The sequence below is a fragment of the Paenibacillus tengchongensis genome (assembly GCF_008973665.1).
GTDB lineage: Bacteria > Bacillota > Bacilli > Paenibacillales > Paenibacillaceae > Paenibacillus_AQ > Paenibacillus_AQ tengchongensis.
Genome location: NZ_WACP01000009.1, coordinates 211,484 through 229,413, shown reverse-complemented (window position 1 = coordinate 229,413; position 17,930 = coordinate 211,484). Strand labels below are relative to the sequence as shown.

Below are 17,930 nucleotides of genomic sequence, written 5' to 3'. Positions count from 1 at the left end.
ATTCGTGTCTGCAGGCTAGGATATCATTCGGATAAACTATTTCTTACATTTCCCGGATATTCCCTTAACAAACGGATGGTAGTCTAAACCTATCCCCAGCATGTATGTAACGCATACGTTCATGAACCTCTTGGCCCTGCCGGTTTCCCGGCGGGGTCCTTTTTTTGGCGGAATGCGCATAGGCCAAAAAAGCAGCGCCTGCCTGAAGCCGGCAGGTGCTGCTTCTGATAAGAGGCCGGGCCTCAGCCCAGCGGATAATGACAGGCGGCCCAGCGTCCCGGGACCTTCTGCTCCAGCGGAGGCTCCTCCCGCCGGCATTTATCCTGCACGAAGGGACACCGTGTATGGAAGCGGCAGCCTTCGGGCGGATTGGCCGGTGACGGCACATCGCCCTGCAGGACGATCCGTTCCTGCTTGCGCCGTACGTTCGGCTTGGGAATGGCCGAGAGCAAGGCTGCCGTATAAGGATGCAGCGGTGCGGCGAACAACGCCTCCGTTTCAGCGACCTCCACGAGCTTGCCCAGATACATGACGCCGACACGGTCGGAGATATGGCGGACGACATTCAGGCCATGCGCGATAAACAGAAAGGTCAAACCCAGCTCGCGCTGCAGCCGCATCAGCAGATTGATTACCTGAGACTGTACGGATACATCCAGCGCGGAGACTGCTTCATCGGCAACTATGAACTGGGGATTCAGCGCAATCGCCCGGGCAATGCCGATCCGCTGGCGCTGGCCGCCGGAGAATTCATGCGGGTAGCGGTTTCTGCGGCTGGCATCAAGACCTACCAGTTCCATCAGCTCCACGACACGGGCGTCAATCTCCCGGGCTGACATGCTGCGGTGAATTCGCAGCGGTTCTCCAATAATGTCATTGACGAGAAAGCGCGGATTCAGTGAACCGAACGGGTCCTGGAAAATGATCTGCATCTCTTCGCGCAGCTTGCGCAGGTCCTTCTGGCTGACCGCGTGAATATTGCGCCCGCCAAACAGCACCTCGCCGTCAGTCGCACTCTGCAGCCGCAGCAGCACGCGCCCGAAGGTGGATTTACCGCAGCCGGATTCACCGACAAGGCCGAAGGTCTCCCCTTTGCGGATGGACAGATTGACCCCGTCCACGGCCTTCACCTGGCCGACGGTGCGGTTGAACAAGCCTTTGGTGATCGGAAAATACTTCTTAATATTTTTAGCTTCCACCAGAATCTCATCCGGTGAAGCAGGACGTTGCTCCGGTAGAGCAGCTGGCTCTTTCATCATCGCTTTCCACCTCGCTCGTTAGTGCCGCTCCAGACCGGCTTATCTTCAAACAGCCAACAGGCCGCCCGGTGCTCTCCGGAGATCAGGAAATCCGGCGGCTCCTGACTGCGGCAGATGTCCATGGCATGGGGGCAGCGCGGATGGAAACGGCAGCCTGACGGAAGCTGGCCGAGCGGAGGAATGGTACCCCGGATCGTATACAACTCGCTGCCCCGTTCGCCTTCAAACCCGGGGATGGACTGCAGCAAGCCTACGGTATAAGGATGGCTTGGCTGGTCGAAGATTTCCAGGGCGCTGCCTTCCTCCACGATGGCACCGGCGTACATGACGGCGATCCGGTCTGCCATCTCTGCGGCTACGCCCATATCGTGAGTGATGAGCAGAATGGACATGCCGAACTCCTCCTGCAGGTTGCGCAGCAGGTCAAGAATCTGCGCCTGAACCGTCACGTCCAGCGCCGTCGTCGGTTCGTCGGCAATCAGCAGCTCCGGCCTGCAGGCCAGTGCAATGGCGATGACCACCCGCTGGCACATCCCGCCGGACAATTCATGCGGGTATTGCTTGGCCCGGATTTCGGGCGCGGGAATACCGACCAGCCGCAGCAGCTCTACGGCCATTTTCATCGCTTCCCCCGCGCTTTTATCCTGATGCAGCCTTAGGCTTTCGGCAATTTGCTCGCCTACCGTAAAGACCGGGTTCAGGGAGGACATCGGGTCCTGGAAGATCATGGCGATCCGGTCCCCACGGATACTGCGCATTTCCTCCTGTTTCTTGGAGGCCAGGTCCTGTCCCTGGAAGTGGATGTCGCCGCCGAGAATCATGCCTCCGGCATATTCGATCAGCCGCATAATGGCGAGCGAGGTGACGCTCTTACCGCTGCCGGATTCGCCGACCAGACATACCGTCTGGCCTTTGCCGATGGATATGGAGATTTCGTCTGTTGCTTTGACGAGCCCATGCTCTGTTGCAAAGCCGGCGGTCAGTTTTCGGATTTCGAGTAGGTTTTCCGCCATTTGTCGAGCCTCCTCCGGGATTGGATGACTTGCTGTCTGGGATCAAGGGCATCCCGTATGCCATCGCCGATAAAGTTGACGGCCAGCACTACAATAAGAATGCACAGGCCTGGATACAGGGCCTGTCTGGGATCAATGAGCATAAATTCCTGGGCGTTACTGAGCATCAGTCCCCAGCTTGTGGCCGGTGCCTGGATGCCGAGGCCCAGATAGGACAACGCCGATTCGCTTAAGATCGCGCTGCCCACCATAAGGGTGGCATTGACAATAATCGGAAAGCTCGAATTGCGCAGCAAATGCCGGAAGATAATATCCCAGTTTGACACGCCGATCGCTTTGGCGGCTTCGACATACTGCATTTCACGCAGCTGCAGAAAGTTTCCGCGCACCAGCCGGGCAATGCTCATCCAGCTGGTCAGCGCCAGAATCATAATCATATACTTGATCTGCGTTCCGAAGATCGCCATCACGAGAATGTTCAGGAATAGGGTGGGTACGGAATTCATGACATCGACAATCCGCATAAATACAGTATCTACCCAGCCGCCAAAATAGCCGGAAACAGCTCCGATTACCGATCCGACAAGCACGGAGACGAGCGCAACCGAGAATCCGATAAGCAAGGAAATACGTGCACTGTACAGCAGACGGGTAAAAATATCGCGGCCGAGTTCGTCTGTCCCCAGCAAGTGTCCGGCTGCACCTGGACCCAGATTGGCGTTCATCAAATCGATTGCCGCCGGATCATAGGGAGTCAGCAGAGGAGCGATAGCGGCAATGACGATAAAAAAGAGCAGCACCGCCAGTCCGCCCATGGCAAACGGGTTACGGGAAAACTTCTTCCACAGCATGATCCAGGGTCCGGGCGGACGTTTGCCAACAGCTTCTGCCGGCGTTAGGGGCTTCGGATCAAGCGGAGACGGGCCGGGGCTATGGCCGGACAGGACTCCGGAAAGTTCGGTTTTATCGATACTCATGCTGCTTTACCCCCTTGCTTGCCCAGCTTCACGCGGGGATCGACGATAGAGTAGAGAATATCGGCCAGCAAGTTGCCAATGACAACCATAACCGAGATGACGATCGTAATCGCCATCAGAACTGAATATTCGCGGGAGATGGCCATATCGACGTACCAGCGGCCCATGCCGGGCCAGTTGAATACGTTTTCGGTCAGCACCGCGCCGCCGACAAGAATTGGCAGATCCATCCCGAGAAGCGTAATGATGGGAATCAGGGCATTGCGCAGCGCATGGCGGAAGATCACCTTGCGTTCCACGACTCCCTTGGCGCGTGCGGTGCGGATATAGTCCTGATCCAGCACTTCCAGCATACTAGCCCGTGCGTATTTCATATAAGAAGCCAGGAAGCCGAGCGATAATACCGTAACAGGCAGCACCAGATGCATAAATAAATCGCCGAGATCACCCTCGCGGCCTCTGGAATGCATGTCGGAGAGCGGAAACCAGTCCAGCTTGAGAGAGAAATACTGCTGGAGCAGGATACCAAACCAGAAGGTGGGCATGGCAAAGCCTAGATATGAAATAAAGGAAGCCGTCTGATCCGAGAGCCCGTACACCTTGGTGCTGTTATAGATCCCCCAGGGAATGGCAATCAGGATAGAGACCACCCAGGCCGAGCCCATCAGTATGAGTGTGTTGGCGATTCTGGGCCACAGCAGCTCGCCGATCGGAAGATGATTTTTAAATGTATACCCGAGATCCCCCTGCAGCAGACCGCTGACCCAGTGAAAATATTGCACAGGCAACGGCTTGTCGAGCCCGAGGTTCTTAGCCTGCTGTTCCATGACCTCAGGCGTAAGCCCCGGTGAAAGCATGATCTGTGTAGGGCCCCCGGGAGCGGCGTGGATCAGAATAAAGGTAACGATGGTGATCAAAAAAATGACCAGTACAGACTGCATAATTCGACGGATCAGATATTCTGTCATGGATGCTCCTCCTAGAAATTAAAAGGGGGATAAGAATCCCCTCTGGAAATAAAAGGAGAAGGAGAAAGAGAAACTCTTTCTCCTCCGCAATTTCATTTTCCTGAATCCGTATAGCCTAGTCTGTTACCCACCATTTAATAGCGTGGAAGAACTGGCCGTAGCCGAGCGATGGTTCCGGAGCATCCTCCTCCGCCCACTGCACTCTAGGACCGGTGCCGATGGCTGTTCCGTACTGGTACATGAAGATATATGGCAGGTCAGTGGATATTTCCTTGCCCAGTTCCTTGTATACAGCCTTGCGTTCTTCTTGATTGACTGTGGAATATCCGTCAATCCAAAGCTGGTCAAGCTTCTCGTTCTTATACCAGCCGGTGTTTTGTCCGGCAGGCGGGAAGTACTTGGAGGAGTAAATGCTTTCAGCGTCTGGGTCCGGGTTATTGAGCGACCAGGACAACAGGATCGCCTGGTATTTACCCGGGTTCACGTTGTTCTCAATCCAGGCGGCGAAGTCAATCGCCTTCGGCGTAACTTCGATGCCGACTTCCTTCAGGTTCTGCTGGATGACTGCAGCTACCTGCTCGCGGCGGCTGTTCCCGGCATTGTACTGCAGCTCAAAGGAGAAGCGGTGGCCGTCTTTGGCCAGAATGTTGTCCGTGCCGGCTACCCAGCCGTCTTCGGCCAGCAGCTTCTTGGCGGTTTCCACATTGTAGTCGTAGTTAACGGCGGCTTCACCGGGATCTGCCCAGGTATCAGGCAGGAAAGGCGCGTTCATCAGGGCGCCGACACCTTTAAGAATGTTGTCGACCATCCCTTGACGGTTCAAGGCATGGGCAATGGCCTGACGGGTCTTCTGGCCTTCGAACAAACCGAAGTTGCCTTCAAAGTTCTTGGGATCGAAGTTGAAGCCCAGGTACTCATAGAGAGGTCCCGGTTTGTCGATAACGGAGATGGAGTCATTGGCTTTGACAGCTTCAACCTGTGTTACCGGAATTGCACTGACAAAATCTACGTCACCCTTAAGCAGGGCCTGAACCTCGGTGTTCTGGTCGGCGTAGATTTTGTAGACGATTTGGGCGATATGTGGCTTCACTTCGCCCCAGTAGTTCGGGTCCGCATCCAGGGTCTGGCCTTCGCCCTGCTTCCATTCCGTCCATTTCCAAGGACCGCTGGTTACCGTCTTGGCCGGGTCTGTTCCGAAACCGCTCTTCGCGATTTCAGCCGGGGCAACATCCTTCAGTACATGCTCAGGCACGATAGCCTGGTAAAGGGAATACAGGAACGGTGCATATACCTGCTTCAGCGTGAACTTGACAGTCTGGTCATCCACTTTCTCGACCGTTTGGACCTTGTCGTATTGGCTGATCAGCGGGGAGCCCGTTTCCGGGTTGATGGCAGTTTGTATGGTATAGACAACATCGTCGGCCGTAATGGCTTCGCCGTCGGTCCACTTGATGTTATTTTTCAATTTAACGGTATAAGTAAGGCCGTCCTCGGAAATTTCCGGTAAATCGGCTGCCAGGGACCAAGGCTCAGCAACTACATTGCCGGAGCGGTCAAGGTCATACAAGCTGGCAAAAACAAATTGGGCAACATCGCCCGAGCTGGTGTCACCAATCAGGAGAGGATTAAGATTGACGATATCGGAGAAGGTACTGAAGACGATCGTGCCACCGTCAACCGGGCCGTCTGCGGCCGGTTCAGCGCTTGCCGGAGCCTCGCTGGCGGTGGGAGCTTCAGTGCTTTCCGCCGTAGCGTTAGGGGTATTTGCGGTGTTGTTGGTGCTGCAGCCTGTAAATAAGATTCCGATTAATGAAACGATAAGTAAGATGGACCACCAATTTCTCTTTTTCGCCATTCCTGTTACTCCTCCTTTTTACGATTAGGAAAATGAGTACTGCCGGAGATTGGGCTTGGAGGTGTTAATCTAAGAGGTTATCCAATCTGAATGTTCCACATGCTGTTATAACTTTGTAAGCTTGGTTCGACCTCCTCTGTATCCTCAGCGGCTATGATAATAGTGTCTTTAAATACAAGAAGAGTTCGGCTTCCAGTTCAGGCAGCCAAATGACCGAAGGTCAATTCACGGCAAAACTCCAGCCCCGGATTGGTAAGCTCATCCTGTACGTTTAAATTATGGTTTATGATACATGTGAATAAATATTACGTCAATATATAATTATTCTTTTTTGGGGCTGTTTTTTGACGGTTGAATATGTAAACACTTAACTTTTAATAGGACATTGGTTGTAACGGTTTCATTAAGTTATATAAATGTATTTATATGGTTGTTATCTTTAATTACTTTCTTAAAGAAAGCTCCCTTGGCTATAACGCCGATACGGGAGCTGTAAGATAAATATATGATTATCCTGCCACTGCTATACCGCTGAAGCTGCGGGCTCCAAGGTCTGCATTACGGATCGCCGATACGACAGCGGTATATTGAATTTGGCCGGCCAAAACATCCGCCGCAGGCGGATAATCGACGGCTGTAATGTTCACCAGTTTGTATATGTTGTTCAGTTCTGTAATATCTCCGGGATATACCGTAGAGAAGATCAGTGAGTTGTTGCGGTAGATTCCGAAGGTAATATCATTGCTTACAATCACGCTGGGATAGACGGTCAGGCGTACATAAGCACTAAGGGTAACTCTGACCAACGCGGCGTTGCCGGGCGCAAGGCCCGCCGTCTGAAGTCCGATGTTACCGAAGACATAACCGTTCCTCGCCAGGCTGACTGGCGGGGTATCCATGGTGCTGTCTTGTGACATTCGCATATCGAGGAATTGAATGCTCATTCCGATCTCCCTTTCTGCAAGCCGCAATACGGCATATTAATTCGTGCCCGCAACAGCAAAGCCGCTGAAGGACCTGGCGCCCAGCGTAACGTTTCGGAAGGTCGTGAGTACAGCCGTGTACTGTATTTGCCCTCCCAGAACAGCGGCTGCAGGCGGATAGTCGACGGCCGTGACGCCTGCAAGCTCGTACGCGGTTCCGGCAGCGGTTAAATCTCCGGGATAGCTGCTGGCAAAGATCAATGTGCCGTTGCGGTAAATGGAAAGGATGACATCGTCTGTTCCCATACCGGTGGAGGGCCCTACGGCCATCCGCACGAAGGCGTTCAGCGTTACGCGGACAAGACCGGTGTTTCCGGGAGCGGCCTGAACGGTCTGAAGACCGATATCGCCAAAAGTATAAGGCGCGGCCCCGGCTGCCAGCGGCAAGCCCGGTAAATCACTGGTGCTGGTCTGCGCAATCCGCATATCCAGGAATTGAATTGCCACTTGTCCTCACCTAACCTTTCATAGAACATAGTGCAATCTATGATTAAGGTTAATAGAGTGTTTGGATTGCTGCTGATGGCTAGCAGAAAATGAGAAATTTGGCGAAAGGAAAGAGAGGAGGGGAGTGCCGGGGGCTGGGACGGCCTGGAAAGCAAGTCTCTGAAGCGCCTTGCGGGTAGGAAGAGCCCGGACAGGCTTGTCCCTGTTACGCTTCCTTGATGAGTTCCTTGTAATTATTGCGTACATTGCCGACCTCGGGCGAGACCGGATATGCGCGCATAAGCCCGGCGTCAAAAGGCCGCAGCAAATCCATCAGTGCCGGGACATCGCGGTTGCCGCGGTCCAGCCACTCGGCCTCCGCTTCCCGGGGGAGGATGACCGGCATGCGGTCATGGATTTCAGCCATTAAATGGTTGGGCTCGGTAGTGATAATCGTACAGGTGCCAAGCTTGTTCCCGTCGGTGTCGACCCAAATATCATAGAGTCCGGCCAGTGAAAAGATGCTCTCATCCCGCAGCATAATCCGCATCGGTTGCTTGCTGCTGCCTGAGGACTTCCACTCGTAGAAGCTGTCTACAGGAATAATGCAGCGCCGCGAGACGACGAGCTTGCGGAATGAAGCCTTTTCCAGGAGCGTTTCAGCGCGGGCGTTGATCATTTTGCTGCCGATCCGCGCGTCCTTCGCCCAGGAGGGGACAAGGCCCCAGCGCAGTTGGCCGAGCTTGTTATGCATGCCGTCGTGAATCACGGCCGGTACCATCTGCATCGGCGCTGCGTTGTACATGGGTGCATAATGGACGAGCGCCGCTTCGCTGGTCAAATAACGCAGCATGAGTTCATCCATGGTTACAGTTATCGTATATCTGCCGCACATATGGGCTTCGCCTCCCCGAATTGTTTCTGATCGAATGCATCTTCCTTCAAATTGTAACGAATACCGCCCGCCGGTTCAACACGGCGGGCGGTAACGGGAAATATTTCATTCCGGAAGCCGATAATAGCTTTCCGGAGGGCCTAAATAGCTTGGCTGCAATCCGCCTGTGTCGATAATGATCTTCTGCAGAACGGCGATCGGATCGACCATCCAGATCCGGAGGGTGTGATAGCCGGCTTCAGCCAGCTCGCAGATTGCCGAAGCCGTGCGGATATTATAAATGACGCTGTGCTCCCAGTCCTCCGCTTCGGTGGATACCTCTTCGCCCGGCTGCAGCGCGGCTGCGATCGTCACCGGTCCGCCGTCAAAGGATACGCCGGCACGCAGGCCGGAGCCCGGCACGAAATTCAAAGAAGGGGCGAGCAGCAGCGAGACTACGACTTTGCCCGGCCGGCGCAGATACACCCTATACTCCAGACTCGGCGAACCGGCCGGTTCCGGATGATCCGCAGCCGGTATATCAGGCGGGAACACGGCTACAGCCGACAGCGTGCGCCCGTAATCGGGAATTACCTGCCACTGCGCGCCGCGCGCCGTATGCCTGGCGGTGTAATGCTCCGCTTCAATGGAGATGAAGCCGCCGCTCTCGATATGCCCGCTGACCTCTTCGCGCTTCGGAGCGGCCGGATGGTCGAGGACAACAGTGATCGGGACACTCACGCCTTCCGGCCCTGACACGTGCAGCGCAACTTCTTCTTCCCTGTAGCCGACCGGCGCCAGCGCCCAGTCAATCTCCACCCAGACGACGGTTTGTTCTGTGACTTCCCCTGCAGCCGTAGAGAGCAAAATCCAAGGTGCGCTGCTCTCCACGGAGTAAGCGAACGGATCTCTGCGTTTGTTGAAGATTTCGATATAATGCTTCTCGCGGGCGTAGACACTGAATTCGGGGAGGCGGCAAGGGATACCGTCCGCTGACGGCCACGTTAGCTCGGAGCCTTCGACGGCGATGCCCATCTCGGACCCTTCAAGCAGGTCGCTGGACCCCAGTTCCGGCATTTCATTAACTGGCGGCTGATTCCAATAGGTATACCCGATATGGGTCTGATCCATCATATGATTCCATTTTCCGCCGGCTAGCACATGGTTGTAATAATAAGTCAGCTCTGCATCCGCTTCGAACAGGCGTCTTGCCGCCGCAGCTTCACTGTCGGCTGCGGCTCTGCCCTGCTTGGCGTACAGCAGGCTGCGCGCCGCCCGCAGGTGCAGCTCCAGCACGGTTGCCGAAGCCTTGGCCGGATAAAGTACGAGCTGATAGAAGGCATCCCGGGGGGCTTCCGGCATCTCCCGGTATAGGCGCTCCGCCTCGCCGGCGATTTCGTTGAAATCGGACACTACCGTTTCAGCTTCATTGTAGTGGAGCAGACTGTACTGGGAAACAGCATTCAGCAGCTCCGGCTTCAGGCGCCCATTGTATTTGGTGTAGCGGAGCAGGATATCGGCCGCCGCTTCGCCGTAAGCCGCGCCGAACTGCCGTATGCTCCATTCCACGGCGTATTCTTTAATATTGTCTGCAGTAAAGGCGTTGATGTTCCAGGCGAGGCGCAGGAAATACTCCAGCGGAAATTCCATTGGCTTTAAATCGCCGACATTCAGTACCCAGATCCGGTCGGCGCCGAAGGTATAGGCTTTATGCATCTGCTCCCAGATTTTCGGAAGCGGAACCGTGCACAGCCATTTATAGGAGCGCGGTCCGCCGACATAATCCAGATGGTAATAGATGCCTGCACCGCCCGGACGGGAACGCTCGCCTGCAGCAGGGACACGCCGCAGATTACCATGGTTGTCGTCCGACCACAGCAGGGTTACATCATCCGGGACAGTCATGCCGTGATTGTAATAGTCCTGTACCTCTTTGTACAGCGCCCACAGCTGCGGGGTGTCCGCCGGTTCACGGCCGGTTTCCTGCGCAATAATTGTACGCTGGTCCTCCACGATCCGCTCCAGCAGGGCGATTTTGCCTTCAAAGGTCAGATCGCCGCCCATGGCCTCGTCGCCGTCGCCGCGCATCCCAATGGTGACAATATTCTCGTATGCGGCACTGCGGCGGATGCCTTCCTGCCAGAAGGGATACAGGTTCTCTTTGTTCACGGCGTAATCCCACGGGCCTTTCTTGTGCTTCTTCCAGTCGCCGTGCGGACGCTGCATCGGCTCATGATGGGAAGTGCCCATTATAATCCCGTATTCATAGGCGGCTGCGGCATTGCGCTCATCGTCTTCATAGAAGGTGTTGTCCCACATGGCCGGCCACAGAAAATTGGCCTTCAGCCGCAGCAGCAGTTCAAACACCTTCTCATAAAAGCTGTGGCCGAAGTCACCGAAATTGTCGCGGACCCAGGCCATGAGCGACGGTCCTTCATCATTCAGGAAGATGCCGCGGTATTTCACGGAAGGCTCACCCTGCTTGTAGACACCTGGTTTGACATACAGGGATTCCTGTGCCGGCACAGGTACGTCTGCCCACCAGTACCAGGGGGAGACACCGATTTGCCCGGACAATTCATAGATACCGTAGATGGCGCCGCGCCTGTCGCTTCCGGCGATCACCAAGGCCTGATCAAGGCCTGCAGCGGGAGCGGATACCGTCTGGATGACAAAGCTTTCCCATTTTCCGGCCAGGCCGGCCGCATCCAGCTTTCCATCCGTGATCAGTGAACCAATCAGCTGATCCTGGACAGTTCCGATGATGACAAGCGGGCCATGAGATTCTTTCTGCGGGTCCAGCCGGGAGATCAGCTGCGGCCTAACCCCGGTAACCCGGGAAATATCCTGCACCAGGTCTTGAGCAGCGCGCCGGATGCCCGGCGGTTCTTCCGGAGCAACCAGTAAGGCTGCCGGTATATGCCCGTGGACAAGCGGAAAGTAACCGGTTTGTTCCGAGTTGCCGATAAATTTTGCAGTAAACATTCCCATCCTCCAAGTTGATTTTTACATGAAACGCTGTTCTGACTGCACAATGCCCCATCATGCTAACACAACCGTACGGCCATCCGGTAGAATAAATGAAAAGGGTTACACGAGATAATTATAGGTATTATCCGTACCGCTCTATGCGCGGACCGGTTTATATCAACTATTTGTTATTTAAACAATTTAATGAAGGAATCGGAATGCGCTTTTCCTAAATGTTACAATATTGTGTTTATTGGTCGGTAGCAATGGAGACGGTTCAGCAGTATAATCGAATAGCCTGTAAGAACTTAGAGAATGAATAGAAGCGGAGATTAATATATGAAGCCAATCTATCTGGATCACGCCGCCTCAACCCCGGTTCATCCCGAGGTGGCCAAGGTCATGTATCATATGCTTATGGAGCAGTACGGCAACGCCTCCAGTGTGCACGCATTCGGACGCGCCGCCAAAAAAGTCGTGAACGGCGCGCGCGATACCATCGCGGGCTTTTTGGGCTGTGCGCCAGATGAGTGGATCTTCACGAGCGGAGGCACGGAGAGCGACAATCTGGCGCTGTTCGGGGCAGCTGCAGCGTCGGCGCATAAAGGCAGACATATCATCACCACAGCCATCGAGCATCATGCGGTGCTGCATACTTGTGCAGAGCTGGAGAAGCAGGGCTACAGCGTAACCTACCTGCCGGCGGATGCCACGGGACGTGTCTCGGTTTCCGATGTGGAGACAGCGTTACGTGAGGATACGGTTCTGATCAGCGTCATGTATGCGAACAATGAGGTCGGTACAGTACAGCCGGTTGAAGACATAGGCAGACTGGCGCGTGAGCGCGGAATTCTTGTTCATGTCGATGCCGTTCAGGCTCTTGGCGCATTGCCCATAGCTCTACGCGATCTGCCGGTTGACTATATGAGCTTTGCGGCACATAAAATCAACGGCCCGCAGGGCATCGGCGGACTCTATGTACGGCGCGGCGCTCCGCTTGCGTCCCGGCAGCACGGCGGATTGCAGGAGCGCGGCCGGCGGGCCGGTACGGAAAGCCTGGCCGGTACCGCCGGCTTTGCCAAAGCGGTGGAGCTGGCGGCCGGCGGTGTGGCCGAACGGCGGGCGAAAGCACTGGAGCTGCGGAACACGCTGCTCGCTGAACTGAACCTGCGAATCGGCGGGGACAGGTATGTCCTGAACGGCAATCCGGAGCATTTTTTGCCTGGCATTATCAATGTAAGCTTTCCGGAGGTCCGGACTGATGTGCTGCTGATGAACCTGGATATGGAGGGGATTGCGGCCGCCAGCGGCTCCGCCTGCACCTCGGGTTCGCTGGAGCTGTCCCACGTGCTGCAGGCGATGCAGCTTCCGGAGGAAGTTTTGTACTCGGCGGTTCGCTTTAGCACAGGTTTGGGTAATACTAATGAAGAAATGCGGCTGGTTGCTCAAAAAGTTGAAACCATTCTGAACCGGCTGCGTAAATAACACTAGGCTTTTTCCAGTCTTGTGTCCGAAATGATGTAGGTATGCGCTTAATAGCCCTGCAAACACGTAACAATTTACTAAGTAAGGGGACTGGGGCCATGAAACTTCAGGACATGATCGGCCTGACTGTATATGAGGTTGAAGAAGGTAACGAAATCGGCAAAATTGTTGATTGTTTACTGGATTCAAATTGGAATATTACGGGTATTGAACTGGAAAGCAAATCTTTCTTCTCCGGTCATGTGAAAGTTGTGGCATGGGAAGACATCGTCGCTTATGGCGAAGATGCGGTGATGATCCGCAGTAAAGATGCTATTGTTAAGGCCGACACTGACCATATACCATATACTTTTCTTTCCGGAAAGAACAAACTGAAGGATATGCAGGTGCTTACCGCCTCCGGGACGATACTCGGAAGAATATCCGATGTTTATTTTGACCAGAAGTTGGGAAACACAATAGTAGCGCTGGAAATCAGTGACGGACTGGTTACGGATTTGATCGAAGGCCGCAAATGGCTGCCTTGTTCTCACGAAATGTCCATTGGGGAGAATGCGGTATTGGTACCCGCCAAGAGTGAAGAACGGCTGCAAAAAGCCATTAATATTGCAAACGGATAGGTGGAATGTATGTTATGAAGTGTCCAAACTGTGGCTCCAAGGATATCGGCAAGATCGGTTCACACCAGTTCTATTGCTGGGGTTGCTTTATCGAACTGACGGTTAACGGCGAGAAAATGTCGGTGTATCAGGTGGAAGAAGACGGCACACTCAGTTCTCTGGACGATTTGTTCTCGGGAGAAGATATTGCGCAGGATTTCCCGCAAATTCACGCGTCTTCCTAAGTTTGAACGTCTGTAAGCTGCCCTGAGCGGGTACATATTATAGTCAGAGGAAGCGTCAATTCCCTTTCAGCAAGCTATTTGCTGAGGGGTATTGGCGCTTTTTGCATTTGCCGTTCCTAGAGCGGTTAATTTGGTTCAAGCGGACACATACTTATGGAGAAGCCTGTCCAGATTGCCGTTAGGAGGTTCACTCATGGAGCGATGGTTCCAAAGCAAAGGGTTCCGCTGGATGATCGGATTGCTGCTGGCCCTGATCATTTTATATTTGGTATGGCTGCTTCGGCCGATGTTGCAGGTCATTTTCCTGTTCCTGAAAGCGATTCTTGCCCCGTTTCTGGCGGCGATTATTCTATCCTATGTGCTGAATCCCGTCGTCAAAATGCTGGGCAAACGCAAGATGCCGCGCGGGGTCGCGGTTCTGCTGATTTATGCCGTATTCCTGCTTGCGCTTGCGGTCATCGCCATCAATCTGATTCCGATGTTCATCAGGCAGCTTGAAGAGCTGAACGAGCATCTGCCGGAGATCACACTGCATGCCCAGGGCCTCATGAATAATATGAACACCGAGCTGATGCCGCGCGGTGTGGAGATGGGGATGAACAATTGGTTCCTGCAGCTGGAGAGCCGGCTGGCCAAAGGCATTTCGCATTTTCTCGATAATATCGGCACCACGATCGGCCTGGTATTCAATGCGTTCATTGTGCCGTTTCTTGTCTTTTATATTCTCAAGGATTTCGACGTCTTTGAACGGCTGCTTGTCTCCTGTCTCCCGCGGTCGCGCCGTAAATCGATCGTCCGTCTGCTGAAGGATATCGACGATGCGCTGGGGAGCTATATCCGCGGCCAGCTGTTTGTCTGCCTGATCATCGGCATCCTCGCTTACATTGGCTATGCATTGATCGGTATGCCTTATCCGCTGCTGTTTGCCTGCCTCGTGGCGCTGTTTGATATCGTCCCTTATCTCGGGCCGTTTCTAGGGGCAGCTCCTGCCGTAGTGATGGCTTCGACGGTTTCTTTCAAGCTGGTGCTGTACGTAGTGGTTGTAAATACCCTATGCCAGATGATCGAGAGCAATATTGTCTCGCCGCAGGTGGTGGGGCGGACCCTGCATCTGCATCCGCTGCTGATTATTTTTGCCCTGCTGGTCGGCGGAGAACTCGCAGGTATGCTCGGGCTGATCCTGGCCGTACCGGTGTTTGCCGCCGGTAAGGTAGTCCTTCAGCATTTGCTCACCTATTACATCCGGCGCAAGCCGGTAAGGGGAGACGGTTAATCATTGACTCCGGCCGCGGCTTTTGTATATAATATGTTGTAATCTTATGAAAAAACATTGCCATATTGCAATTCGATGATGAGGAGCAGTAATTCGCGGGACGTTATCCAGAGAGCCGGTGCTTGGTGGAAGCCGGTTAATGAATCGGAATGAACTCGCCTCGGAGTAACGGCGCAAGCCGCGTATCCTCCGCAGTGACATGCGGAATACGCCGGTGAACAGTTGTCGGCTCACCCCCGTTAAAGGGTGTCTAAAGTGAGTGGCCGGATAAAGTATATCCGACGCTAACTAGGGTGGTACCACGGGAATTCAACCTCTCGTCCCTAGCGATCATACGCTGGGGATGGGAGGTTTTTTGTATGACCTTAAAGTTGAAGAATAGCAGCTATACTCCAAGGAGGAGCGTATCATGAGTGACAACCAACAGAGCGGTGCAGCCCCTGCGGGCTACCGCGCCCAGCAAATCGAGCCGAAATGGCAGAAGTACTGGGACGAACACAAGACCTTTAAGACCGGAGAAGAAACGGGCAAGCCGAAGTTCTATGCCCTTGACATGTTCCCTTACCCTTCCGGCGCCGGCCTGCATGTAGGCCACCCTGAAGGGTATACTGCTACGGATATCGTCTCCCGCTACAAGCGGATGCGCGGCTACAATGTGCTGCATCCGATGGGCTGGGATGCTTTCGGCCTTCCGGCAGAGCAATACGCTATGGACACCGGGCAGCATCCGCGGGAAATCACGATCAAGAACATCGACAATTTCCGCCGCCAGATCAAATCGCTCGGGTTCTCCTATGACTGGGACCGTGAGATCAGCACTACCGATCCGGGCTACTATAAATGGACGCAGTGGATCTTCATCCAATTGTACAATCGGGGCCTGGCTTACGTGGATGAAGTGTCGGTGAACTGGTGCGAGGCGCTGGGCACGGTGCTGGCCAACGAAGAGGTTATCGACGGCAAGAGCGAACGCGGCGGCCATCCGGTAGTGCGTAGACCCATGCGCCAGTGGGTGCTGAAGATCACCGAATATGCGGAACGCCTGCTCCAGGATCTCGATGAACTGGACTGGGAGGAAAGCATCAAGGATATGCAGCGCAACTGGATCGGTAAATCGACCGGCGCCGAGGTGACCTTCGCCATCGATGGCCACGACGCTTCGCTGGAGGTATTTACGACCCGTCCGGATACATTGTTCGGTGCAAGCTATTGCGTGCTGGCTCCGGAACATAAGCTGGTTGACCGGATTACGACTGATGCGCAGAAGGCTGCGGTAGCCGACTACCGTGACCAGGCTGCCCGCAAGAGCGATCTGGAGCGGACCGACCTGGCCAAAGAAAAGACCGGGGTATTCACCGGCGCTTATGCCGTCAATCCGGCGAACGGCGCCAAGCTGCCAATCTGGATTGCCGATTATGTACTCGCGGGTTACGGAACAGGCGCAATTATGGCCGTCCCTGGCCATGATACGCGCGACTGGGAGTTCGCCAAGCAGTTCGGGCTGGATATCATCGAAGTCGTTGAAGGCGGCAACGTGCAGGAAGAGGCTTACACCGGCGATGGCCCGCATGTCAATTCCGGGTTCCTGAACGGCCTGAACAACGCTGAGGGTATCGCCAAGATGATTGCGCACCTGGAAGAGCAGGGCAGCGGCAAAGGCAAAGTGACTTACCGGCTGCGCGACTGGCTGTTCAGCCGCCAGCGCTATTGGGGCGAGCCGATCCCGATCCTGCATCTGGAGGACGGTACGATGAAGACGGTTCCTGTAGATCAGCTGCCGCTCCTGCTGCCTGAAGTGGATTCTATCCGCCCTTCCGGTACGGGCGAATCTCCGCTGGCGAATGTGACCGAATGGGTTGAGACCGTCGATCCCGAGACCGGTATGAAGGCCCGCCGCGAGACGAACACAATGCCGCAATGGGCCGGCAGCTGCTGGTACTACCTGCGTTACATTGATCCGCACAACGACAAGGAGCTGTGCTCGCCGGAGCTGCAGAAGGAATGGCTGCCGGTTGACCTGTATATCGGCGGCGCAGAGCATGCGGTGCTTCACTTGCTGTATGCCCGTTTCTGGCACAAGGTGCTGTACGATATCGGAGCGGTCGACACGAAGGAACCGTTCCACAAGCTGGTGAACCAGGGAATGATTCTCGGCAACAACAACGAGAAGATGAGCAAGTCGCGCGGCAATGTCATCAACCCGGATGAGATTGTTGAGGCTTACGGGGCGGACACACTGCGCGTTTATGAAATGTTCATGGGACCGCTGGAAGCCACCAAGCCGTGGAATGAAAAAGGCGTGGAAGGCATTCACCGCTTCCTCTCCCGCGTCTGGCGCCTGTTCGTCGGCGAAGACGGCCGTCTGAACGCCAAGATTACCGAGGGCGGCGGTACCGATGAATTCAAGCGGACCTGGCATAAGACGCTGAAGAAGGTGACCGAGGACTTCGAGCATCTGCGCTTCAATACAGCGATCAGCCAGCTGATGATCTTCGTCAACGATGCCTACAAGCAGGATACCCTGTCCCGCGAGGCCGCAGAGAACTTCGTGCAAATGCTGTCGCCGCTGGCGCCGCATATCGCCGAGGAGCTGTGGCAGCTGCTGGGCCACGAAGAGAGCATCACCTATGTGGCGTGGCCGGCCTACGATGAAGCCTGGACCGTGGATGCCGAAGTGGAGATCGCGGTGCAGGTCAACGGCAAAATCGTACAGCGCGCGATGATTGCCCAGGATATGGGCAAAGAAGCCATGGAAGCATTCGCACTGGAACTGCCGAATGTGAAGACGGCGACTGAGGGCAAAACCGTACGCAAGATCATTGCGGTTCCCGGCAAGCTCGTAAATATTGTAGTGGGTTAAGCGAAAAACGCATGATTGCCCGCAGCTACGGAGAGATCCGTGCTGCGGGCTTTTATGGTTATTGCGGCCCCGAAAGAGATGCGGAAGCCTCCGGGCAGCGTTCTGGACAACGGCAGCCCGGCTTACAGGAAGGGGTTAACGTG

Annotated in this window: 14 protein-coding genes and 1 other annotated feature; of the genes, 5 read left to right on the top strand and 9 right to left on the bottom strand. The window is 54.8% G+C overall.

Going from position 1 to position 17,930, the window contains the following annotated elements; genetic code table 11:
* Positions 1-242: 242 nt before the first annotated feature.
* From F1381_RS16585 to F1381_RS16545, 9 genes are all read right to left on the bottom strand, one after another.
* Entirely contained in the window at positions 243-1,259 is a 1,017-nt protein-coding gene (locus tag F1381_RS16585; protein WP_281349923.1) for an ABC transporter ATP-binding protein, read from the bottom strand.
* The gene (locus F1381_RS16580) at positions 1,256-2,272 is read right to left on the bottom strand and encodes an ABC transporter ATP-binding protein (RefSeq protein WP_151735960.1); all 1,017 of its coding nucleotides are present in this window, start codon (positions 2,270-2,272) and stop codon (positions 1,256-1,258) included. Before F1381_RS16580 ends, F1381_RS16585 begins: the two co-directional genes overlap by 4 nt.
* Positions 2,239-3,249: an ABC transporter permease gene (locus tag F1381_RS16575; RefSeq protein ID WP_151735959.1), complete on the bottom strand. Its 1,011-nt coding sequence runs from the start codon at positions 3,247-3,249 to the stop codon at positions 2,239-2,241. Before F1381_RS16575 ends, F1381_RS16580 begins: the two co-directional genes overlap by 34 nt.
* Positions 3,246-4,217 (bottom strand): ABC transporter permease, encoded by a 972-nt coding sequence (locus F1381_RS16570; protein ID WP_151735958.1) that lies wholly within the window; start codon positions 4,215-4,217, stop codon positions 3,246-3,248. Before F1381_RS16570 ends, F1381_RS16575 begins: the two co-directional genes overlap by 4 nt.
* Positions 4,218-4,332: 115 nt before the next feature.
* Positions 4,333-6,072 carry a peptide-binding protein gene (locus tag F1381_RS16565; protein ID WP_151735957.1) on the bottom strand — a complete coding sequence of 580 codons (1,740 nt, stop codon included), beginning with the start codon at positions 6,070-6,072 and terminating at the stop codon, positions 4,333-4,335.
* A gap of 509 nt (positions 6,073-6,581) precedes the next feature.
* Complete coding sequence (locus F1381_RS16560) at positions 6,582-7,016, bottom strand: hypothetical protein (RefSeq protein ID WP_151735956.1); 435 nt, start codon at positions 7,014-7,016, stop codon at positions 6,582-6,584.
* A gap of 36 nt (positions 7,017-7,052) precedes the next feature.
* A complete protein-coding gene (locus tag F1381_RS16555) occupies positions 7,053-7,502 on the bottom strand; it encodes a hypothetical protein (protein WP_151735955.1) in 450 nt (149 codons plus the stop codon).
* A gap of 205 nt (positions 7,503-7,707) precedes the next feature.
* The gene (locus tag F1381_RS16550) at positions 7,708-8,376 is read right to left on the bottom strand and encodes an SOS response-associated peptidase (protein ID WP_151735954.1); all 669 of its coding nucleotides are present in this window, start codon (positions 8,374-8,376) and stop codon (positions 7,708-7,710) included.
* A gap of 105 nt (positions 8,377-8,481) precedes the next feature.
* Positions 8,482-11,340, bottom strand: coding sequence for a glycosyl hydrolase 115 family protein (locus F1381_RS16545; protein WP_151735953.1), 2,859 nt, complete (start codon positions 11,338-11,340; stop codon positions 8,482-8,484).
* A 324-nt stretch (positions 11,341-11,664) separates the two neighbouring features.
* On the opposite strand from F1381_RS16545, the gene F1381_RS16540 reads away from it, so the two are divergent.
* The 5 genes from F1381_RS16540 (at position 11,665) to leuS (ending at position 17,787) form a co-directional block, all read left to right on the top strand.
* Positions 11,665-12,810 carry a cysteine desulfurase family protein gene (locus F1381_RS16540; RefSeq protein WP_151735952.1) on the top strand — a complete coding sequence of 382 codons (1,146 nt, stop codon included), beginning with the start codon at positions 11,665-11,667 and terminating at the stop codon, positions 12,808-12,810.
* A gap of 98 nt (positions 12,811-12,908) precedes the next feature.
* Positions 12,909-13,430: a PRC-barrel domain-containing protein gene (locus tag F1381_RS16535; protein ID WP_151735951.1), complete on the top strand. Its 522-nt coding sequence runs from the start codon at positions 12,909-12,911 to the stop codon at positions 13,428-13,430.
* Positions 13,431-13,444: 14 nt separating this feature from the next.
* Positions 13,445-13,654, top strand: a complete 210-nt coding sequence (locus tag F1381_RS16530) for a hypothetical protein (protein ID WP_150266502.1) — start codon at positions 13,445-13,447, stop codon at positions 13,652-13,654.
* A 193-nt stretch (positions 13,655-13,847) separates the two neighbouring features.
* Positions 13,848-14,927: an AI-2E family transporter gene (locus F1381_RS16525; protein WP_151735950.1), complete on the top strand. Its 1,080-nt coding sequence runs from the start codon at positions 13,848-13,850 to the stop codon at positions 14,925-14,927.
* A 66-nt stretch (positions 14,928-14,993) separates the two neighbouring features.
* Positions 14,994-15,255 (top strand) — a binding site (T-box leader).
* A gap of 81 nt (positions 15,256-15,336) precedes the next feature.
* Positions 15,337-17,787 (top strand): leucine--tRNA ligase, encoded by a 2,451-nt coding sequence (leuS, locus tag F1381_RS16520; RefSeq protein WP_151735949.1) that lies wholly within the window; start codon positions 15,337-15,339, stop codon positions 17,785-17,787.
* Positions 17,788-17,930: the final 143 nt, after the last annotated feature.